Genomic DNA, 16875 nt, shown 5'->3' with positions numbered 1-16875 from the left:
GGCCTCCGCGGAAGCGGGGTCAACGCCCACATGCCATTGTGGATCGCCCCACAACCTTAACTCCCAGCATCAGCCCCCGACTGGGCGTCGAAAGCCAACACCAGGAACTTCATCGATGTGCCCTTTAGCGAATTTTTAGGCCCGCCTTCAGCGTTGGTAGGCCGACTAGAATACTGCACCACTCTACGCAAGGCCTATTATAACATAAATAGTGCCTAAATACTCGCCAATTAATGGTCTCGCTTCATCAAATAATCTGCCATGCCAACCAATAGCTCAGGTTTTTGGAACCCTGCATTCGCAATTGCAGCCTTCGCTTCCTCAGTCAAGCGTTCCACTTCCTGTCTCGATTCTTCAAGGCCGATGAAGTACGGATAGGTAACCTTCCCGCTCTTCTCATCGCTTCCCTTCGGCTTACCCAGCATGGCTTCATCTCCGATGACATCCAATATATCATCTTGAATTTGAAAGGCGAGCCCAAGCTTATAACCATAGGTCGTCAGCGCTTGCAGCTGCTGTTCCGATGCGCCACCAATCCGCCCGCCTGCGCGGAGGGAGCATACAATAAGATCACTTGTCTTATGCAGATGGATGTATTCCAGCTGATCCAACGTCGTAATCCCTTGCTCACCGAGCATGTCAGCAGCCTGCCCGCCGACCATCCCGTTCATCCCTGCATACTCTGCCAATTCCTCTACAATAGACAAGGATACCTCAGCTGCAACACCATGCTGGCGTGTGCTCTGCACAATACAGTGGAAAGCCTGCGTCAACAGACCGTCTCCAGCGAGAATTGCCATGGCCTCACCATAGATTTTATGATTGGTCGGCTTGCCGCGGCGTAGATCATCATTGTCCATTGCAGGCAGATCATCATGTACCAATGAGTACGTATGAATCATCTCGATGGCACATGCAACCGGCTCCGCTGCTCGTGTGTTGCCCCCTAAGCTATCACAGGCCATTAACACACATACTGGCCGCAGCCGCTTGCCGCCTGCCATTAACGAATAATGCATCGATTGTGTTAGCGGCTCAGGAGTATTGCGCTTGCTATCCAGCATCTTCGGCAGTATCGATTCAATCCGAGTTGCCTGCTGCTTCACATAATCGGCAAATACTCCGGCCGATTGATAATTAATCAATCGAATCACCCGTCTCCTCTGTTGCATACGGCTGGCGCTTCCATTCGCCGTTCTGCTCGGTTACCATCTCTATCTTGCGTTCAACTTGTTCCAGCTTCTCTGAACAAAGCTTAGAGAGCATCATTCCTTCTTGGAACAACTCAATTGATTGTTCAAGAGGAGCGTCTCCGCTTTCTAGTTTGGCAACGATCTCTTCCAACTTATCCATCGCCGCCTCGAAGCTTAATTGTTCAATAGTCTCTTTATTTTCCATGAGAGTTATTCACGCTCTCCTTTCATCGACCATACATGACAATCCAATTGGCCATCCGATAATTTCACCCGCACTACGTCTCCAAGCTGCACTTCTTCGATCGAGCGGATCAGCTTCGCCTCCTGCTCATCATACACAAGACTATACCCTCTTGACATAATCTTAAGTGGGCTAAGCGCGTCCAGCTGTCTAATCATCCCAGCTGCCTCCATCCGCTTTTGCTTCGTGATAGCAGCCATCGACTGAACGAGTTGATGCTGATTGCCATCCAAGCGCTTGCGTGCAGCACGCACTTGATGTACTGGCGTCTGTTCACGCAATCGACCACGCAGTTCCTTCCATCGCTGTGAAGATTGGCCTTGGATCAACTGCAACCGGTACGTTAACTGCTCCTGCAGGCGCGCAACCTTATCCGCATGCTTCATCATCAACTGTTCGGGCTTGCGGAACACGGCAGATTGCTGTGCCCGAAGCAACCGTTCCTGGTTCTGATTCAAGAGACGATTCATTGCCGATTGCAGCCTGCGATTTACATGTGTAAGATGCTGCCTGAGCTCTTCACGATTTGCTACCGCTAATTCGGCCGCTGCCGTAGGTGTAGGAGCTCGAAGATCGGCTACGAAGTCCGAAATCGTAAAGTCAGTCTCATGTCCAACCGCTGAGATGATCGGGATCGTCGATGCAGCGATTGCTCGCGCAACCACTTCTTCATTGAATGCCCATAGTTCTTCTAGCGATCCTCCGCCGCGGCCCACAATCAGCACGTCCACCTCGCCGCTGCGGTTCATCGCCTCGATCGCCTGAGCAATCGATCCTGCCGCTTGTGTTCCTTGTACTAATACGGGGTAGAGCAATACCGCAACACCGGGCTGACGGCGGCGCAGCGTAATGAGGATATCCCGTACAGCAGCACCTGTCGGCGAAGTAATGACGCCGATTGCAGCAGGATAACGCGGGATACTTCGCTTGCGTTCCTGCCCGAACAATCCCTCCGCGTTCAATCTCTCCTTCAACTGTTCGAAGGCCATGAACAGACTTCCAATTCCATCAGGCTGCATATGCATCGCATAGAACTGGTATTGACCATCCCGTTCATACACCGTAATATTGCCGCGAGCAATGACCTTCGTTCCTTCCTTCGGACGAAAAGCCAGCTTTTGATTGTGCGAAGCAAACATAATCGTACGTATACGGCTATCAGAATCCTTCAATGTGAAATACATATGCCCGCTTGAATGATGTGTGAAGTTCGATATCTCTCCACGAAGCCATACATCCTGAAGCCTTGGATCGCCTTCCATCTTCATGCGGATGTAGCGGTTCACTTCTTTAATTGATAATATTCGTGCATCGTCGGACACATTGTCTGCCCCCTTTCGTTCCCAATGACAGACAGCGCACAACTATTCGTTGTGCGCAATGTGATGTATTCGTTTGGCGGCCTTGAGTGTATTGAACATGAGCATTGTAATTGTCATTGGTCCTACACCGCCTGGTACAGGTGTAATCGGGCCGCAAATTTCCTTCACGTCCTCAAAGTCAACATCTCCAGCCAGCTTACCGTTCTCAAGGCGGTTCATGCCCACATCGATAATGACTGCACCTGGCTTAATATAAGAACGATCCACGAAGTTAGCGCGACCAATCGCAACAACCAAAATGTCTGCCTGTTTGGTAATCTCCTTCATATTGACAGTCCGAGAATGGCACATCGTAACTGTTGCATTCTCACGTTGAAGAAGGAGAGATATCGGTTTGCCTACAATGTTGCTTCGCCCAATAACAACAGCGTGCTTGCCAGCAACGTCAATCTGGTTGCGTTTCAGCATTTCCATAATGCCTGCTGGCGTACAAGGCAATAAAGAGTCATCCCCGATGACCATATTACCGACACTGACAGGATGGAATCCATCCACATCCTTCTCAACGGCAATTGCATCGATGACAGCCTTCTCATCAATATGCTTCGGCAGCGGAAGCTGCACAAGAATTCCGTGAATGGAAGGTTCTTCATTCAAGCGATGAACAAGGGCCAGAAGCTCTTCCTGAGACGTATTTGCCGGAAGACGATGTACTTCCGAATTGAAGCCCAGCTCCAAGCATGTCTTATGCTTGCTGTTCACATATACTTGCGAAGCAGCGTCTTCACCAACGAGAACGACAGCCAGCCCTGGCTGTATCCCCTTGTCCTTCAGCCCAGCGGTCTCCGCCGTAATCTCCTCACGAATTGTACGAGATAATGCCTTACCATCCAATAAAGTTGCTGTTATCATTCTCTGCGCCTCCATCCGAATACTCGACATTGTCATCCAAGCTGAACTTACTTCTATTCTTCTGTTGTTTCTTCCTTTGCAGCTTCCGTAGTAGAAGCTCCGTCCATATCACGCATCATCTGCCCTAGAACTCCATTGACGAATTTTCCGGACTCGTCCGTACCAAAGTGCTTCGCCAAATTGATGGCCTCATTGATCGCTACTTTAGGAGGGACATCATCGCGATATTTCATTTCGTACGTAGCCAGACGAAGGATCTGTCTATCCACTCTGGACAAACGCTCGACGTGCCACCCTTTCAAATAACGTGCCAGAAGCTCGTCGATCTCAACGTGATGCTCCCATGTAGCTCGTACCCATTCCAATACATGAGCATGCATGGCTTCCGCATGCTCATGCTTAACACCTATTTCATTGTCTTGTGCAGATTCTTGCACAATCATAGCAACAGCCTGATGTGGCGTTACCTCTGTCATTTCAAGCTGATACAAACTTTGAATAGCCATTTCTCTGGCGATGCGTCTTTTCATGATTTTTCCTCCTGCATGTAAAGCATCCGACATGTCGAATTCGTATTCCTTCAATTCACTAGCGCATGCACTCTACTGTTCATCAAGGCAATTGCCACCGTTACTACGATTTTAAGCACTTCGATGCATCTACTTACGATTTATTTGTGAAAAAAATCCTATGAAGCTCCCCGATTCCCTTCCGTCGGCCAGAACCGGCGGTCAAGCAGTCGTTCGGAGCGTCCATAGGACTACTTCAACCTTCTCCAACGTTCAGACATCCACATTCCAATTCGCTGAAACGGGAACAAGGGGCCTAATTTCAGATCCCGCTGTCTGCCGATTGCAAATCCGATGAATACAAGAAGTGCAAAAAATAGCATATCCCAAAAACCAACAATTAGATACAAGATGCCAAAAAAAATGCCCGCCGTGACGCCGAATAGACGTCCGCCGTGACTCTCCCATATTTCCTTCCACATCGGACAGCTCACCACCTATTCAACGCGCGCTTTAAAGGTTTGCGTCTGCACAATATTTGCGACGTATACCGAAACGTAAGAAACCGGTATTCCGGTAATTTCCTGCACATAATCGCGAACCTGGCGTTGAACATCCTCCGTCATGCTTGGTATCGCCGTCTCCCCGTCCACAACGGTGCGAATCGTGATATCGAGCCCTGATTCATTGGTGCGGATTCGTGCCTTTAAGTCCTTAACACCACGGACGCGCGACGCTGCCTTCAACGCCACGTTCTCGATCGTTTCTATCGATATCTTAATATCACCAATATCGGTGCGTTGATCAATCGATGACATTGACTTCCGCTCACGACGCATTGAAACGTAAACGAAGCGGATGCTAAGCAATAAAATAACGGCCGCAACCGCTATTACTGTTGTTTGCAGCCATAGAGGCTGAGTTGGATCAAGCCGTTCGGGAATGAAGCCTAATGCAGCTAAAATGGCTGCTACCGATAACGAACCAATGACCAAACTATACACAAACAACAACAGTCTGTCTACAATTCTGCTCACGCTTGACGACCCTCCTCATGGAATGGCAGTAAACCCCCTGCCACCAGGAGGGGGTTTACTGCCGTCATTATTTCACTCGCGTAGATACTTCCGTTTCTTCCGGTTTCTCTTGCGATTTAAAATGCACGTCATGCACATGCACGTTCACTTCAACAACATGAAGACCTGTCATCATCTCAATGGAGCGCTTTACGTTCTGCTGAATCTCATCAGCAATCACAGGAATGCGACGACCATATTCTACGATGATGTTCACATCTACTGCAGCTTCACGTTGTCCAACTTCAACCTTAACGCCTTTGGACAAGTTCTTACGGCCAAGTAATTCAGCAATACCGCCTGCAAAGCCACCGCTCATACCCGCTACACCTTCTACTTCAATAGTAGCTAGACCAGCGATCACTGCAATCACGTCAGGAGCAATCTGAATATTGCCAAGATCAGTACGCTCAAATTCCGGAATAATCGTCTGATTCATCCGTTACACACTCCTCATTATTTTTTGAAAAGAGGCAGTTCTTGTCCGTCATAATCATAACTATAGCATTTGTCTATTTTTATGACAAATTACTCATGATGACGTTCTAGACTTCATGCTCTTCCAGGAACTTAATATCGAAATCCCCTTGCTCGAACTTCGGATGCCGCAGCAACCGTTGATGGAACGGAATTGTTGTATGAATACCTTCTATCGCGAACTCCGCAAGTGCACGCTTCATACGTTCAATCGCTTGTTCGCGAGTAGGAGCCCACACGATCAGCTTCGCAATCATGGAATCATAGTGCGGAGAAATCACACAACCTGGATATGCTGCGCTATCCACACGTACACCCGCTCCTCCCGGAGGCAAATAGAATTGAATTTGCCCTGCGGAAGGCATAAAGTTGCGATCTGGGTCTTCTGCGTTAACACGACACTCAATCGCCCATCCATTAAGCTGAACATCCTCTTGTCGGAACGATAATGGATTGCCTTCCGCTACATGGATCATCTCTTGAATAAGGTCAATTCCAGTTATCATCTCGGTAACAGGATGTTCAACCTGAATACGAGTATTCATCTCCATGAAGTAGAAATTGCCGTCTGGACCGAACAGAAACTCCAAAGTACCTGCACCCGAGTAGTCAACAGCGAGTGCTGCGCGTACAGCTGCCTCGCCCATTTTCATACGAATATCTGGCGTCAGCACTGGACATGGAGCTTCCTCAACCAGCTTCTGACGTCTGCGCTGCACGGAGCAGTCACGTTCGCCTAGATAAGCTGCATTACCATGCTTGTCTGCGATAATTTGGATTTCAACATGCTTCATGCCCGTCAAATACTTCTCCAAATAAACGCCGGCATTACCGAAGGCTCTCTCTGCTTCCTGTTGTGCTGTCGTAATTTGCTTGACCAGCATCTCTTCATCATCCGCAATTCGGATCCCTTTGCCACCGCCGCCGGCAGTTGCCTTAATGATGACAGGATAACCGATATCGCGTGCGATCATAAGAGCTTCTTCGATATTCTCAACGAGACCGTCAGAACCAGGAATGACAGGAACTCCTGCATCCTTCATCGTCTGCTTCGCTACAGCCTTGTCTCCCATACGCTCAATCGCATTGGAAGAAGGACCAATGAATGTAATGCCGCATGACTCGCAAATATCAGCAAAGTCAGCATTCTCCGCCAAAAAACCATAGCCAGGATGTACTGCATCACATTCTGTCAATGTAGCAACACTCATTATATTCGTAAAGTTCAAGTAACTGTCCTTGGAAGATGTAGGGCCAATACAGTACGCTTCATCTGCAAGACGTACATGAAGTGAATCACGATCGGCTTCCGAGTAGACTGCAACCGTTGCAATTCCAAGTTCTCGGCAAGCACGAATGATACGAACAGCGATTTCACCACGGTTAGCAATTAGAATCTTCTGAAATTTCAATGTTTTAAACCTCCTTGGCTTTACATCTGTTCGGGATGATAGCATCCACTAATCCAGCTTCACCAAGAATAAAGGCTGGCCGAACTCAACCAACTGGCCATTTTCTACAAGAATCTCAACAATTTCGCCTTTGACTTCAGCTAAGAGCTCATTCATTAGCTTCATCGCTTCCAAAATACATACGACCGATTTCTCGTTAATTTTATCTCCCGTATTCACAAATGGAGGCGTGTCTGGTGAAGAAGCACGATAGAATGTACCTACCATCGGAGACACAATCTTATGCAATCCCGCCTGCTCCTTCGTGTCGGCAACAACATCTACTGCTGGCTGTGCAGGAGCTGTCTCAACTGCAGCTGCTGGTTGTGCAGGTACAGTTGGAACCGGGGTATATGTAGGCTGTGCAGGTGCTGGCTGAACACTAATGACTTCAGTCTTGCCGGGCTTGCGAATGGAAAGACGATAACCTTCGTTCTCGATTTCCAATTCCTGCACGGAAGTTTGGTCCAACAGCTTGATCAGTTCTTTGATTTCGCCAATCTTGAACAACATGTTTCACTCCTCGTGACAATTGATAAGTCTCTTATAGCAAGGTAGTTTCATACTGCAAATACATGTCCAAAAAGGGAGCGGTATTCCGCAACAGAGATCCGCAAGGACGCTCAGCGCATGCTGTCTATGCAGAATATAATACCGAATCTGTTCAGCAGTGCGCACAAGTAGCTGTTAAGCTGCATGCATAGCAGAGTGCCGTGTTGCCGCAGAAGAAATGACATATTCGATGCGACAATCCTTGTGATTTGAATGCTAGATTCCATGCTGAGAGACCTTCCGTTGCTTTCTCAAAAATAAGCTGTCTTTTTGAACAACCTTCAAAAAAGGACAATCTACAGACGTTAGTATTATAACATAATCGTTCCAAATGGAAAGAGCCCAGTTTGCAACTGGGCTAGATTCGAGTACATTCGCTATTCACTGACATATTCTACAACAATCTTATCTTGTGTCACATTCAAGTCCTTCATGACTTTATCTACTATTTCAACAGCATCTTTGGCTTCAAGCTTATTGCTCTGCACAAGCACTTGATATTTATCATTATCCTGTGTGATGACTGCACTCTGATACTGCTTCTGCAGCTCCGTTTCCAGGTTTGATAATTTCGTCTCATGCTCTTCCAGCTTGCCCATTTCGTCATGGACTGCAGCAGTCTTCTCACTGCTGGTTGAGTTCAGGTCACTCATGAGTTTCTCCATCTCTTGCTGATACTTCTCTGCACGCTGCATTTGCAGTTCTTCAATAGAGCTCCGCTTCATAACACCTTCTGCTTCAACTTTGTCCAGCATCGCCTTCTCTTGGTCTTCCTTCGCAGCAGCGCTAGTCTCATTTCCAGCATTCTTGGCTTCATCGTCCTTGCCAGTGCTTGTCGCAGAAGGATTGGTCCCGTCACTCTTGCTGCTGTTCTCCTTAGCTTCGGATGCAGCGTCTTTGCCATTGACGCTTGGATCAGCACCATGCCCTGTAGATACCTCAGTGACTTTGATTTCTGGCAATTGCCCAACTTCTGTTGCATCACCTTTCAATGTCTGTTCTGAACGTACATTGTCTACCGTTTGCTTCGCTGGAGCTGTTGTGTCCTCCGTGAACAAATAATATGCGGACAATACGACCATCAAGCTCAGCATAGACACTAACCATATCGTCTGTCTTTTCGTATTCATTCTTCATTACCTCCTAATGTTCATTCAGTTTCTCGTTCAAGCTTACCTATTGAGCAATCTTGCGTGGAACGACCGATATCCGATAAGCCGGTACATTCAAGCCTTTCTCGACAGCATCGACGACCATCTTCTTCACCGTCGCATTCTCTGCCCCTTTCGCAACGACTATGACTCCCCGCACCTTCGGCTTAATGCGCTTTGTCACGATTGGAGCTTGATTTCCCGAGGATTCCAGCGTCACGATTTGACCATCGCGCGTATATTGGGTAGTGTGCCGCTTGCCGCCGTTCGAATCTGTCTCTTCGGTCTGCTGCTGATTGTCCTTGAAGTTGCGCTGAACAATCAGTTCCTCTGTGGAGTCAATCGTGACAAGCACATCAACTTGTCCGACGCCGACAATTCCCTCCAGAATGCCTTTGACGCGTGCTTCAAATGACTGCTCAATGGACTCGAATACATTCGATGAAGCCTTATCAGATGAATTCTTGGTTTCCATCGAGTCAAAGGCCCCGACAGCCGGCGGCTCTTTGTCTGCGCTGCCTTTGCCCCCGAACCACCCTCCGCCGCTTCCCTGAGGCTGGAACGAGCCGAACAATATGAGCGCTGCGCCGACAAGACCGAGCAGGAGCAGCCAGCGGAACGAACGGACGCGCTTGGAACCGTTGCTGCCTTTTCCGATCCACGTTTCAATCTGCTGCAACCATTTCGCCAACATGATCTACTCCTTCGTTATCGAATGGACTTGTCTTACTTGTCCTATTTCACCTATATGCTACCGTATAGAAAATATGCTTGTTTTTTCATGATTTTCACCTGCTTGAGCGCATGACCAAAGGATGGCTGTCCTACAGCTTTGGTTCAGCTCGTTTCCACTCCACCTTGATTTGCTCCGCATTCACAATCCAAGAGGTCATCAGTGAGCGTATCGCTTGACTCGTAACCTTGCTGCGATACTGTTCGGCCTCTTCCCCCAGCTGTTCAGTGTATCCTGCTACTGGGATTTCCTTCGATCGCTGAGACTGCCCCGTCTCCTGGCCCTCTTGTCCAATCAAGCCTGATTGAATCTGTACTTGATGAACCGGCTTCACAGCCTCCACTGTGCCGTCAGTATTAACGAAATCTATAGAATCGGTTTCGCTCACAGCAGCCTGTCCGGCAGAAAGAGCAAGCTCTATCCGTTCAATGATTGGTTCCCCCTTCGCATTGCGGGTAAGCTTGACTTGCAACTGCTCCACTTGTACCTGTTCCTCCGAGATGTTCCTCTTCGTACCGTTGGCATTTTGAACACTGTGACGAAAGGCAAGCGCAAGCTGTTCCTTCATCTGACTGCCAATTTCCGCTTCTGCAAGCCGCAGCGCACTGCCTTCCTGCTCACGGGCTAGCAACTCTCCTTGTCTTCGGATTTCGTTTACGCTCGTTGACTGATTTCGCTCTGCGGTTAACGTGGATGACAACGTAGAGCTCCATTCGCTTGCTAATTGATCTGCCAGTCTTGCATCGAACAGCTTAAGGACAGGTGATAATAAGGTTAGTAAAATAATTAAGCTAAGCATTAGCTTGACGTATCGCTGCATCGAGCGATTGGGCAGAAGCAGATCAATGAACGTTGCCAGTAGAATTATCATGATGATCTCTTTCATCCATTGACTTAACCAGCTCATTTCGTTCACTCCATTTCATCCGCGCGGCCTAGCGCATCATAACCGTCACATTGCCTGCCGTAATGAGAATCGTAATTGCTAGAAAGAACATGAGACCGACCGCAGCTAGAGCCGCAAACACATAGATCATGCTCTTGCCGATCGTCTTCAGGCACCCAAGCACAGGGGAATCTCCTAACGGCTGCATAATGGCTGCCGAGGCGTTATAGATTAATGCAAGCGTCAATATTTTGATTGCCGGGAAGGCACATAAAAACAGCAAAATAATGACACCTGACAACCCAACCGCATTTTTTACGAGCAGCGATGCCGAAATGACGGTATCCGTTGCATCTGAGAATGCGCGTCCAATTACAGGAACGAAATTGCCGGTTATATACTTGGCTGTTCGAATAGATACCCCATCAGTGACTGAGCTCGTAGCGCCTTGCACGGAGATCACGCCCAGAAAGATCGTTAACAGAACACCTAGCAATCCCACACTGATGCTCCGCATCAAGTTCGCCAGTTGAGTCACCTTGTATTTGTCAGATATGGAACTGACAATATGCAGAATAGCTGAGAAGAATAGAAGCGGAAATACACCGACATAGATCAGTGTTCCGACCAAATGAACCATAAAGATGATGAGTGGATGCATGACTGTAACGGTCACAACATTCCCCATTGAAGCCAGCAGGGTTAGAAGCAAGGGCACCATCGCCATCATAAAGTTAATCATGCTTGATATTGCTTCCTTGGCGAAGCCGATTGCGATCTGGAAGCTGTTAATAGCCAGAATAATGATGACCATGTAAGAAATCGTGTAGGCAATTTTGCTGACTGTGTTGCGCTCGAAGGCGGTCTGCAGCGTTTCCAGCACCATGCTGAATACGACGAGTATGACAATCGTGACAATTAACTTGCCGTTCATAAACACTTCTTGCAGCATAAATTTCCCGATAGCCTTGAACACGTTGCTGACTGTCAGCTTCTCACCGCCAGGAAGCAGCAGATCAACAAAATCTGGCATGGCATCTCTAGGAAAGTAGCCCCCATACTTGACGAGCAGATCATTCCAGTACCGCTCCACTTCGCTCGTCTGTAATCGCTTCGTCTGCTGCTCGATCCATGCTTCTGTTGCGGCGGGTCTTGCGGGCGCTTCTTCTTGCAGCTGCTGCGGCTGTGTCACCTGCTTGTCTTCTATCGCAGGAGCAGCGAATGCCGTACCCACACTAGCGAACAACACGCACAGCAGCAACAGGAGCCACACCCGCTTCCTATAGACCATGTTCCAATGCCGTTCTTGCAATTGAATTCGGTTCATTCGCACTCCACCTTACCTCACGTTAAGCAGGAAGAAGCTTCATTACAGTCTCTATAATGACGCTTATGATCGGGATAGCCAGTACCATAATCAGCACCTTCCCGGCAAGTTCAATCTTAGATGCAATCCCATCCTGTCCTGCATCCCGAACAATTTGAGCGCCGAACTCCGCGATGTAGGCGATGCCAATCATTTTCAATATCGTCTTCAAATAAATGGGCTGAATTCCCGAGCGATCGGCCAAGTCCTCCAGCACTTGAATGACGACTTCGATCTTCCCAATCAAGAATAGAAAAATGGCGATTCCAGCAAAGGTTGAAATGATAAACGCAAACATCGGCTTCTGCTCTTTGACAACCAATACTAGAATGGTCGCCAAAAGTCCGAGTCCTACAACTTGAATGATTTCCATGAAATCACCTGACCTGTATACCTACCGTTATTTTATTGAAACAAGAAGATGGTTTTAATCTCTTGGAATAAGTGATCCAGCAAGCGAACGACCATGAACAAGACCACAACAAAGCCGATGACCGTCACCCAATGAGCCATATCTTCCTTTCCCATTTGCTTCAGCACGGTGTGAATCATCGCGATGATAATACCGATTCCGGCAATTTGAAAAATGGCGCTGACATCTACATTCATCATCTGGCACCTCAATACATCAAAATTACAACGAGCAAACCAGCTAGCACACCAAGACTGCGAGTCATTTTGCCATAGCGGCTATGATTTTCCCGAGCGCTCCACTCCTCTTGCTCCAGCTGCTTAATCGCAAGCTTGATATGCTTGCTCTGATCCTCTCGATCACTAATTCCAAGCGTAAACCCAAGTTCCTTAATAATTCGGAGGTCTTCCTTCGTTAGCGAGGTATTGCTGCCATATCGTTCCCACGCTTGCTCCCAAGCTTCCCTTGCCGTAAATGATTGTGCTGCGGAATGTTCCATTGCTTGTGATGCGCTGAGGAATATATCGCGCAGTACAGGGGGCATTTGCTGTGCAATATCGTGAAATGCTGCCGATAGCGGGGTGTGCCCGTATATTATTGCGGTTTCCAATCGAGCCAGTGCATGGTGCAGCAGCCGAAGCTGCTTCGGTCTCGCCGCATATGCAGCTGCTTGTACCCACCCTATCCCCGCCGTAGCCGCAACGAGAATTGCTGCTCCTAGCAATTTATACGTGGTACCCACCTCCTCCCTGCACATTCGCTACGATGCTGGGCTGAAGCGCTCGCAGCTTGCCGTCGTACACCTTCCGCTGCCACTGTCTAGCTGTCCTCCGCAGCGTAACAACCCGAGTAAATCCCCCTCCATCAAGCAAGGATGCCATTCCAGGACGTCGAATCACATCCTCTGCGTCCGATCCATGAACAGATGCGATCATCCTTACGCCAGCATGTATGGCCTCTCGCATCGCCTCGTAATCTTCTTCTCTCCCAAATTCATCCGCAACAAGCACATCGGGAGACATAGAACGAATAAACATCATTAATCCTTCTGCCTTCGGGCACCCATCTATAACATCTGTTCGATAGCCAAGATGGTAACTAGGCACTCCCTTCGTACAACCGGCAATTTCAGAACGCTCATCTACAATGCCTACCTTAAGCGCCTTCCAGAGCGCCTGAGGATGATTCCAGCAGCCAGAGGAGATAGCCCGAGCCATATCTCGCAGCAGGGTTGTCTTCCCATGCTGTGGAGGGGATACGACAAGTGTGCTATGGATTGTCCGATGCTTGAAATCAAGCAGTTGTGGAATAATGTCGTCGGCTATGCCCATTACTTCTCGGGCAATACGCAAGTTGAAGCCCGTTATATCCCGAAGATGGCTAACCCTTCCTTGCGTCAGCACAGTCCGACCCGCTAGTCCAATTCGATGTCCACCAGCTACCGTAATGAACCCACGCCGAAGCTCTTCCTCCATCGTATACAGCGAATGATTCGTTACATAGTCAAGCAATTGAAGGCTATCTTCGCGATTGGGACGATAGGCTGTATCAGGCTTATCAGTCAATGTGCCTTCCCTAGTCACAAAATAAAATTCCCCCGCTGCACTGACTTCTAGCGGGCGCTCTTGTCGGATTCTCACTTCTTCCAATTCACCTAAGATGCGTTCAGGCAAGTGCAGCAAGATAGAACGAAGCGCGGGAGGCAGCACCGCTGACCAGCTGTATACATTCATCTCTCCCATCCTCCTTGGGTCATCCTCATTATTTTAAGGGAAATAAGGTGCTACCTTGTGTATCCCATATGTATGACCCTTGTCCGGCAAATATGCACCTCGGTGGGACTAGTACCGATTGATCCCTATACCCCCGTCCACTACTTCTTCAAAATGCCGATAAGCAAGCATGTAACACCAGCAACAATCCAGGCAATCTTCGTCCAGTTCAACTTGTCTGCTATGCCTATCAGCCCAATTGTGGTCGTTGTAATAAGCACGAGCGGCCCTACAAGAGCGAGCAATGAATTAACGGCAAGCGCCTTCTCGGTATCATTTACTTTCAACATAATGAGGGCTACAGCAATCTCCAGAGATCCAGACAGAAAGCGCAGTCCCGCCATACTCGCTACGAACTTATCAATCGTCACCGTTCTCCCCTCCTGTACACAATCATGAATTGGAAACATCAAGCGATCCAAGTGAACGCAGCCTGTACAATACGCATATTGACACATTGTATGCAGGACAAGACTTGTTTAGAGCAGTAGATCGCGAGAATCTGGCAGATAGACGCTGCTCATACAGGCAACTAGGCACCTGTCAGGTGAGGTATGCATATATTGACTTCATAGTTTGACTATCTTCATGAGATGAGGGAGATTGTAAACCATGAGCTTCACTGACAACCAAGTTGGCTGTTGGCCGAGTCGATTAATTGATCCAAGCGGAATACGTACTGCGAAGCCGCGTACCACGGGAATGACGATGGTCATGGACAAAGGAATGGGAATGAGCGAATTTACGGATATGCTGGAGCTCGCTCACGAGCACATCGACGTCATTAAGCTGGGGTTTGGAACCTCTGCCGTTACGCCTCTTTCTCTGCTTAGCACCAAGCTGGAAGCCGCAGCACGACATGATGTTATTGTCATTCCTGGAGGTACGTTTTTAGAAATTGCTGTCGCGCAAGGCATGGTGGATGCTTTTTTTCATATGATGAGAGTGACTGGTTTTACGGGAGTTGAGGTGTCGGACGGCACAATCACATTAACCCGCAAGGAGCGGAATGCGCTCATCCGCCGCGCTAGCGAGGAAGGACTGCTTGTTTGTACAGAGTATGGCAAGAAGGATAATTCAACACCATTTGTTCTCTCCGATATCGTAGAGACCTTTACAGAAGATCTTGCTCACGGAGCCGAATGGATGACACTTGAGGGAAGAGAATCTGGTGTGGGGGTTGGCGTGTATGATTGCAGCGGCAGTTGTGATACCTCATTGGTCAATCGTATTGTCTCCGCAGTGCATACGCCTAGCCGACTGATGTGGGAAGCTCCACACAAGGAGCAGCAGGTTGAAATCTTGCGAACGGTTGGTTTGCAGGCGAATATCGGCAACGTATCCCCACATGACATTATTGCCTTCGAAGCACTCCGCAGAGGACTGCGTTCAGATACAATGAGCGCCATGGTTCAATCTCAATACATGATCTAATTGTTCGATACACGTAACCAGAAATATAAAAAAAGGGGGGGAACCAACATGCATATCGATGTCATTCTTAGCGTAAACGAGGCACGAGCAATAGATTTGACACATCGCACGGTGATTGTCATCGACGTACTTCGTGCAACAAGCACGATCATCACTGCCCTTCATTATGGCGCTTCCGGCGTCATTCCCGTTGAGACGGTATCCCAAGCCAAACAAATTGCCAAAGATGAGGATGTATTAGCTGGGGAACGCTACTGCAAAAAAATATCAGGATTCGACGCAGGGAACTCCCCTTATGAATACATGTCGAACAGCATAGAAGGCAAGCGAATCGTGCTAACAACTTCAAATGGTACGCGTGCCATCCAGAAAGCATTGAAAGCAGACTATATATTAGCTGGAGCAATCATTAATGCGCAAGCTACTGCACATGCTGCATGCAAACTGCGCAAGGATGTGGCATTGCTCTGTTCAGGCGCACAAGATGAATTCGCCTTCGAGGACGGCCTATGCGCCGGACTTATAATTGCGGAGCTACAACGCTGTATGGGTAATGCAAACGAACTAACCATGAATGATGTCGGATATACCGTTCACAGCTCCTATCAGTATTATGCGAATCGCATTCCAGAAGCGCTTCAACAATGTTCGGGCGGCAAGAAACTATGCAAGCTTGGCTTCGCAAAAGATGTAGAGTTCTGTGCAACGGTCAATACGTATTCACTCGTCCCCATTCTTACAGACAACCACACGATGAAGCCGTTTATATCATCATAAACGTCACAATTACGAGCAAGGCGCCAGACGGTCTATGTTCTAAAGCAGAGGGGCTTGTTCATACATTGAAAATGACTACAGCATATCAGCACGATGGTATGAACAACTCTCTCTTGAGGAGCATGATACATGAATGGTGAATTTGTACTCGTTACGCTCATACTCATAGGTCTCGTTAGCCGATCTCCAATTATTACGACTGCCGCATGTATTTTGCTAATCGTTAAGCTTGTCCATTTAGAGCGCTATCTTCCCACCATTGAACGTCGGGGATTGGAGTTCGGGTTATTATTTCTTACCATTGCCGTGCTTGTTCCCTTTGCGGCAGAGCGAATCACTACCCACGATCTATGGTCAGCCCTATCTTCCTGGCCGGGGATGATGGCACTTGCGGGCGGTGCTATTGCCACCTCTATGAATGGCAAGGGACTGGAGCTATTAAAAAACGATCCGCAAATGATTGTCGGCCTAGTGGCTGGGTCAATCATCGGGATCGTTCTACTGCGCGGCATTCCGGTAGGGCCATTAATGGCCGCCGGTATAACCGCACTATTATTGCAGATAAGCAGATGGATTATTGATAAGTTCTAAAATATGCAGTCCATCCA

Annotated in this window: 22 protein-coding genes; 3 read left to right on the top strand and 19 right to left on the bottom strand. The window is 48.3% G+C overall.

What is annotated here, in order from left to right; translation table 11 throughout:
- Nucleotides 1-230: 230 nt before the first annotated feature.
- From ABN764_RS01255 to ABN764_RS01165, 19 genes are all read right to left on the bottom strand, one after another.
- On the bottom strand, nt 231-1172 hold the full coding sequence (locus ABN764_RS01255) for a polyprenyl synthetase family protein (protein ID WP_051249861.1): 942 nt from the start codon (nt 1170-1172) through the stop codon (nt 231-233).
- Nucleotides 1138-1398, bottom strand: a complete 261-nt coding sequence (gene xseB / locus ABN764_RS01250; protein ID WP_021252976.1) for an exodeoxyribonuclease VII small subunit — start codon at nt 1396-1398, stop codon at nt 1138-1140. Before xseB ends, ABN764_RS01255 begins: the two co-directional genes overlap by 35 nt.
- 5 nt (nt 1399-1403) lie before the next feature.
- The gene (gene xseA, locus ABN764_RS01245; RefSeq protein ID WP_174808822.1) at nt 1404-2759 is read right to left on the bottom strand and encodes an exodeoxyribonuclease VII large subunit; all 1356 of its coding nucleotides are present in this window, start codon (nt 2757-2759) and stop codon (nt 1404-1406) included.
- Between the two features lie 42 nt (nt 2760-2801).
- Nucleotides 2802-3671, bottom strand: a complete 870-nt coding sequence (folD, locus tag ABN764_RS01240; protein WP_021261775.1) for a bifunctional methylenetetrahydrofolate dehydrogenase/methenyltetrahydrofolate cyclohydrolase FolD — start codon at nt 3669-3671, stop codon at nt 2802-2804.
- Between the two features lie 53 nt (nt 3672-3724).
- Nucleotides 3725-4201 (bottom strand): transcription antitermination factor NusB, encoded by a 477-nt coding sequence (gene nusB / locus ABN764_RS01235; RefSeq protein ID WP_446670708.1) that lies wholly within the window; start codon nt 4199-4201, stop codon nt 3725-3727.
- Nucleotides 4202-4431: 230 nt separating this feature from the next.
- Complete coding sequence (locus ABN764_RS01230) at nt 4432-4662, bottom strand: DUF2273 domain-containing protein (protein ID WP_446670707.1); 231 nt, start codon at nt 4660-4662, stop codon at nt 4432-4434.
- A 15-nt stretch (nt 4663-4677) separates the two neighbouring features.
- Nucleotides 4678-5217 (bottom strand): alkaline shock response membrane anchor protein AmaP, encoded by a 540-nt coding sequence (gene amaP / locus ABN764_RS01225; protein ID WP_021252981.1) that lies wholly within the window; start codon nt 5215-5217, stop codon nt 4678-4680.
- A 67-nt stretch (nt 5218-5284) separates the two neighbouring features.
- Entirely contained in the window at nt 5285-5695 is a 411-nt protein-coding gene (locus ABN764_RS01220; RefSeq protein ID WP_021252982.1) for an Asp23/Gls24 family envelope stress response protein, read from the bottom strand.
- A gap of 106 nt (nt 5696-5801) precedes the next feature.
- Nucleotides 5802-7145 (bottom strand): acetyl-CoA carboxylase biotin carboxylase subunit, encoded by a 1344-nt coding sequence (gene accC, locus ABN764_RS01215; RefSeq protein WP_446670706.1) that lies wholly within the window; start codon nt 7143-7145, stop codon nt 5802-5804.
- Between the two features lie 48 nt (nt 7146-7193).
- Nucleotides 7194-7694: an acetyl-CoA carboxylase biotin carboxyl carrier protein gene (gene accB, locus ABN764_RS01210; RefSeq protein WP_028533131.1), complete on the bottom strand. Its 501-nt coding sequence runs from the start codon at nt 7692-7694 to the stop codon at nt 7194-7196.
- A gap of 419 nt (nt 7695-8113) precedes the next feature.
- Nucleotides 8114-8866: a SpoIIIAH-like family protein gene (locus tag ABN764_RS01205; RefSeq protein ID WP_021252985.1), complete on the bottom strand. Its 753-nt coding sequence runs from the start codon at nt 8864-8866 to the stop codon at nt 8114-8116.
- 46 nt (nt 8867-8912) lie between these two features.
- Nucleotides 8913-9581, bottom strand: coding sequence for a stage III sporulation protein AG (gene spoIIIAG / locus ABN764_RS01200; RefSeq protein WP_021252986.1), 669 nt, complete (start codon nt 9579-9581; stop codon nt 8913-8915).
- 130 nt (nt 9582-9711) lie between these two features.
- Nucleotides 9712-10527, bottom strand: a complete 816-nt coding sequence (spoIIIAF, locus tag ABN764_RS01195) for a stage III sporulation protein AF (protein ID WP_446670705.1) — start codon at nt 10525-10527, stop codon at nt 9712-9714.
- Between the two features lie 28 nt (nt 10528-10555).
- The gene (gene spoIIIAE / locus ABN764_RS01190; protein WP_065293207.1) at nt 10556-11833 is read right to left on the bottom strand and encodes a stage III sporulation protein AE; all 1278 of its coding nucleotides are present in this window, start codon (nt 11831-11833) and stop codon (nt 10556-10558) included.
- A gap of 22 nt (nt 11834-11855) precedes the next feature.
- Nucleotides 11856-12245, bottom strand: a complete 390-nt coding sequence (gene spoIIIAD / locus ABN764_RS01185) for a stage III sporulation protein AD (protein ID WP_021252989.1) — start codon at nt 12243-12245, stop codon at nt 11856-11858.
- A gap of 32 nt (nt 12246-12277) precedes the next feature.
- Nucleotides 12278-12481 (bottom strand): stage III sporulation protein AC, encoded by a 204-nt coding sequence (gene spoIIIAC, locus ABN764_RS01180; RefSeq protein WP_005546700.1) that lies wholly within the window; start codon nt 12479-12481, stop codon nt 12278-12280.
- An 11-nt stretch (nt 12482-12492) separates the two neighbouring features.
- Nucleotides 12493-13026, bottom strand: a complete 534-nt coding sequence (gene spoIIIAB / locus ABN764_RS01175; protein WP_446670704.1) for a stage III sporulation protein SpoIIIAB — start codon at nt 13024-13026, stop codon at nt 12493-12495.
- On the bottom strand, nt 13010-14017 hold the full coding sequence (spoIIIAA, locus tag ABN764_RS01170; RefSeq protein WP_446670703.1) for a stage III sporulation protein AA: 1008 nt from the start codon (nt 14015-14017) through the stop codon (nt 13010-13012). The genes spoIIIAB and spoIIIAA overlap by 17 nt, the downstream gene beginning before the upstream one ends.
- A 140-nt stretch (nt 14018-14157) precedes the next feature.
- Entirely contained in the window at nt 14158-14427 is a 270-nt protein-coding gene (locus ABN764_RS01165) for a YqhV family protein (RefSeq protein ID WP_021252992.1), read from the bottom strand.
- A 241-nt stretch (nt 14428-14668) separates the two neighbouring features.
- Between ABN764_RS01165 and comA the strand changes: the two genes are divergently transcribed.
- The 3 genes from comA to ABN764_RS01150 all read left to right on the top strand — a co-directional run bounded on the left by comA (nt 14669) and on the right by ABN764_RS01150 (nt 16858).
- Nucleotides 14669-15490 (top strand): phosphosulfolactate synthase, encoded by an 822-nt coding sequence (gene comA, locus ABN764_RS01160; RefSeq protein ID WP_065294048.1) that lies wholly within the window; start codon nt 14669-14671, stop codon nt 15488-15490.
- A 48-nt stretch (nt 15491-15538) separates the two neighbouring features.
- Nucleotides 15539-16267 carry a 2-phosphosulfolactate phosphatase gene (locus ABN764_RS01155; protein ID WP_072727885.1) on the top strand — a complete coding sequence of 243 codons (729 nt, stop codon included), beginning with the start codon at nt 15539-15541 and terminating at the stop codon, nt 16265-16267.
- Between the two features lie 129 nt (nt 16268-16396).
- Entirely contained in the window at nt 16397-16858 is a 462-nt protein-coding gene (locus tag ABN764_RS01150) for a DUF441 domain-containing protein (protein WP_021252995.1), read from the top strand.
- The last annotated feature ends 17 nt before the right edge of the window (nt 16859-16875 follow it).

It is taken from the genome of Paenibacillus wuxiensis (assembly GCF_040195695.1).
Taxonomy (GTDB): Bacteria; Bacillota; Bacilli; order Paenibacillales; family Paenibacillaceae; genus Paenibacillus_B; species Paenibacillus_B suaedae.
This window is presented reverse-complemented; position numbering and strand designations above follow the sequence as displayed.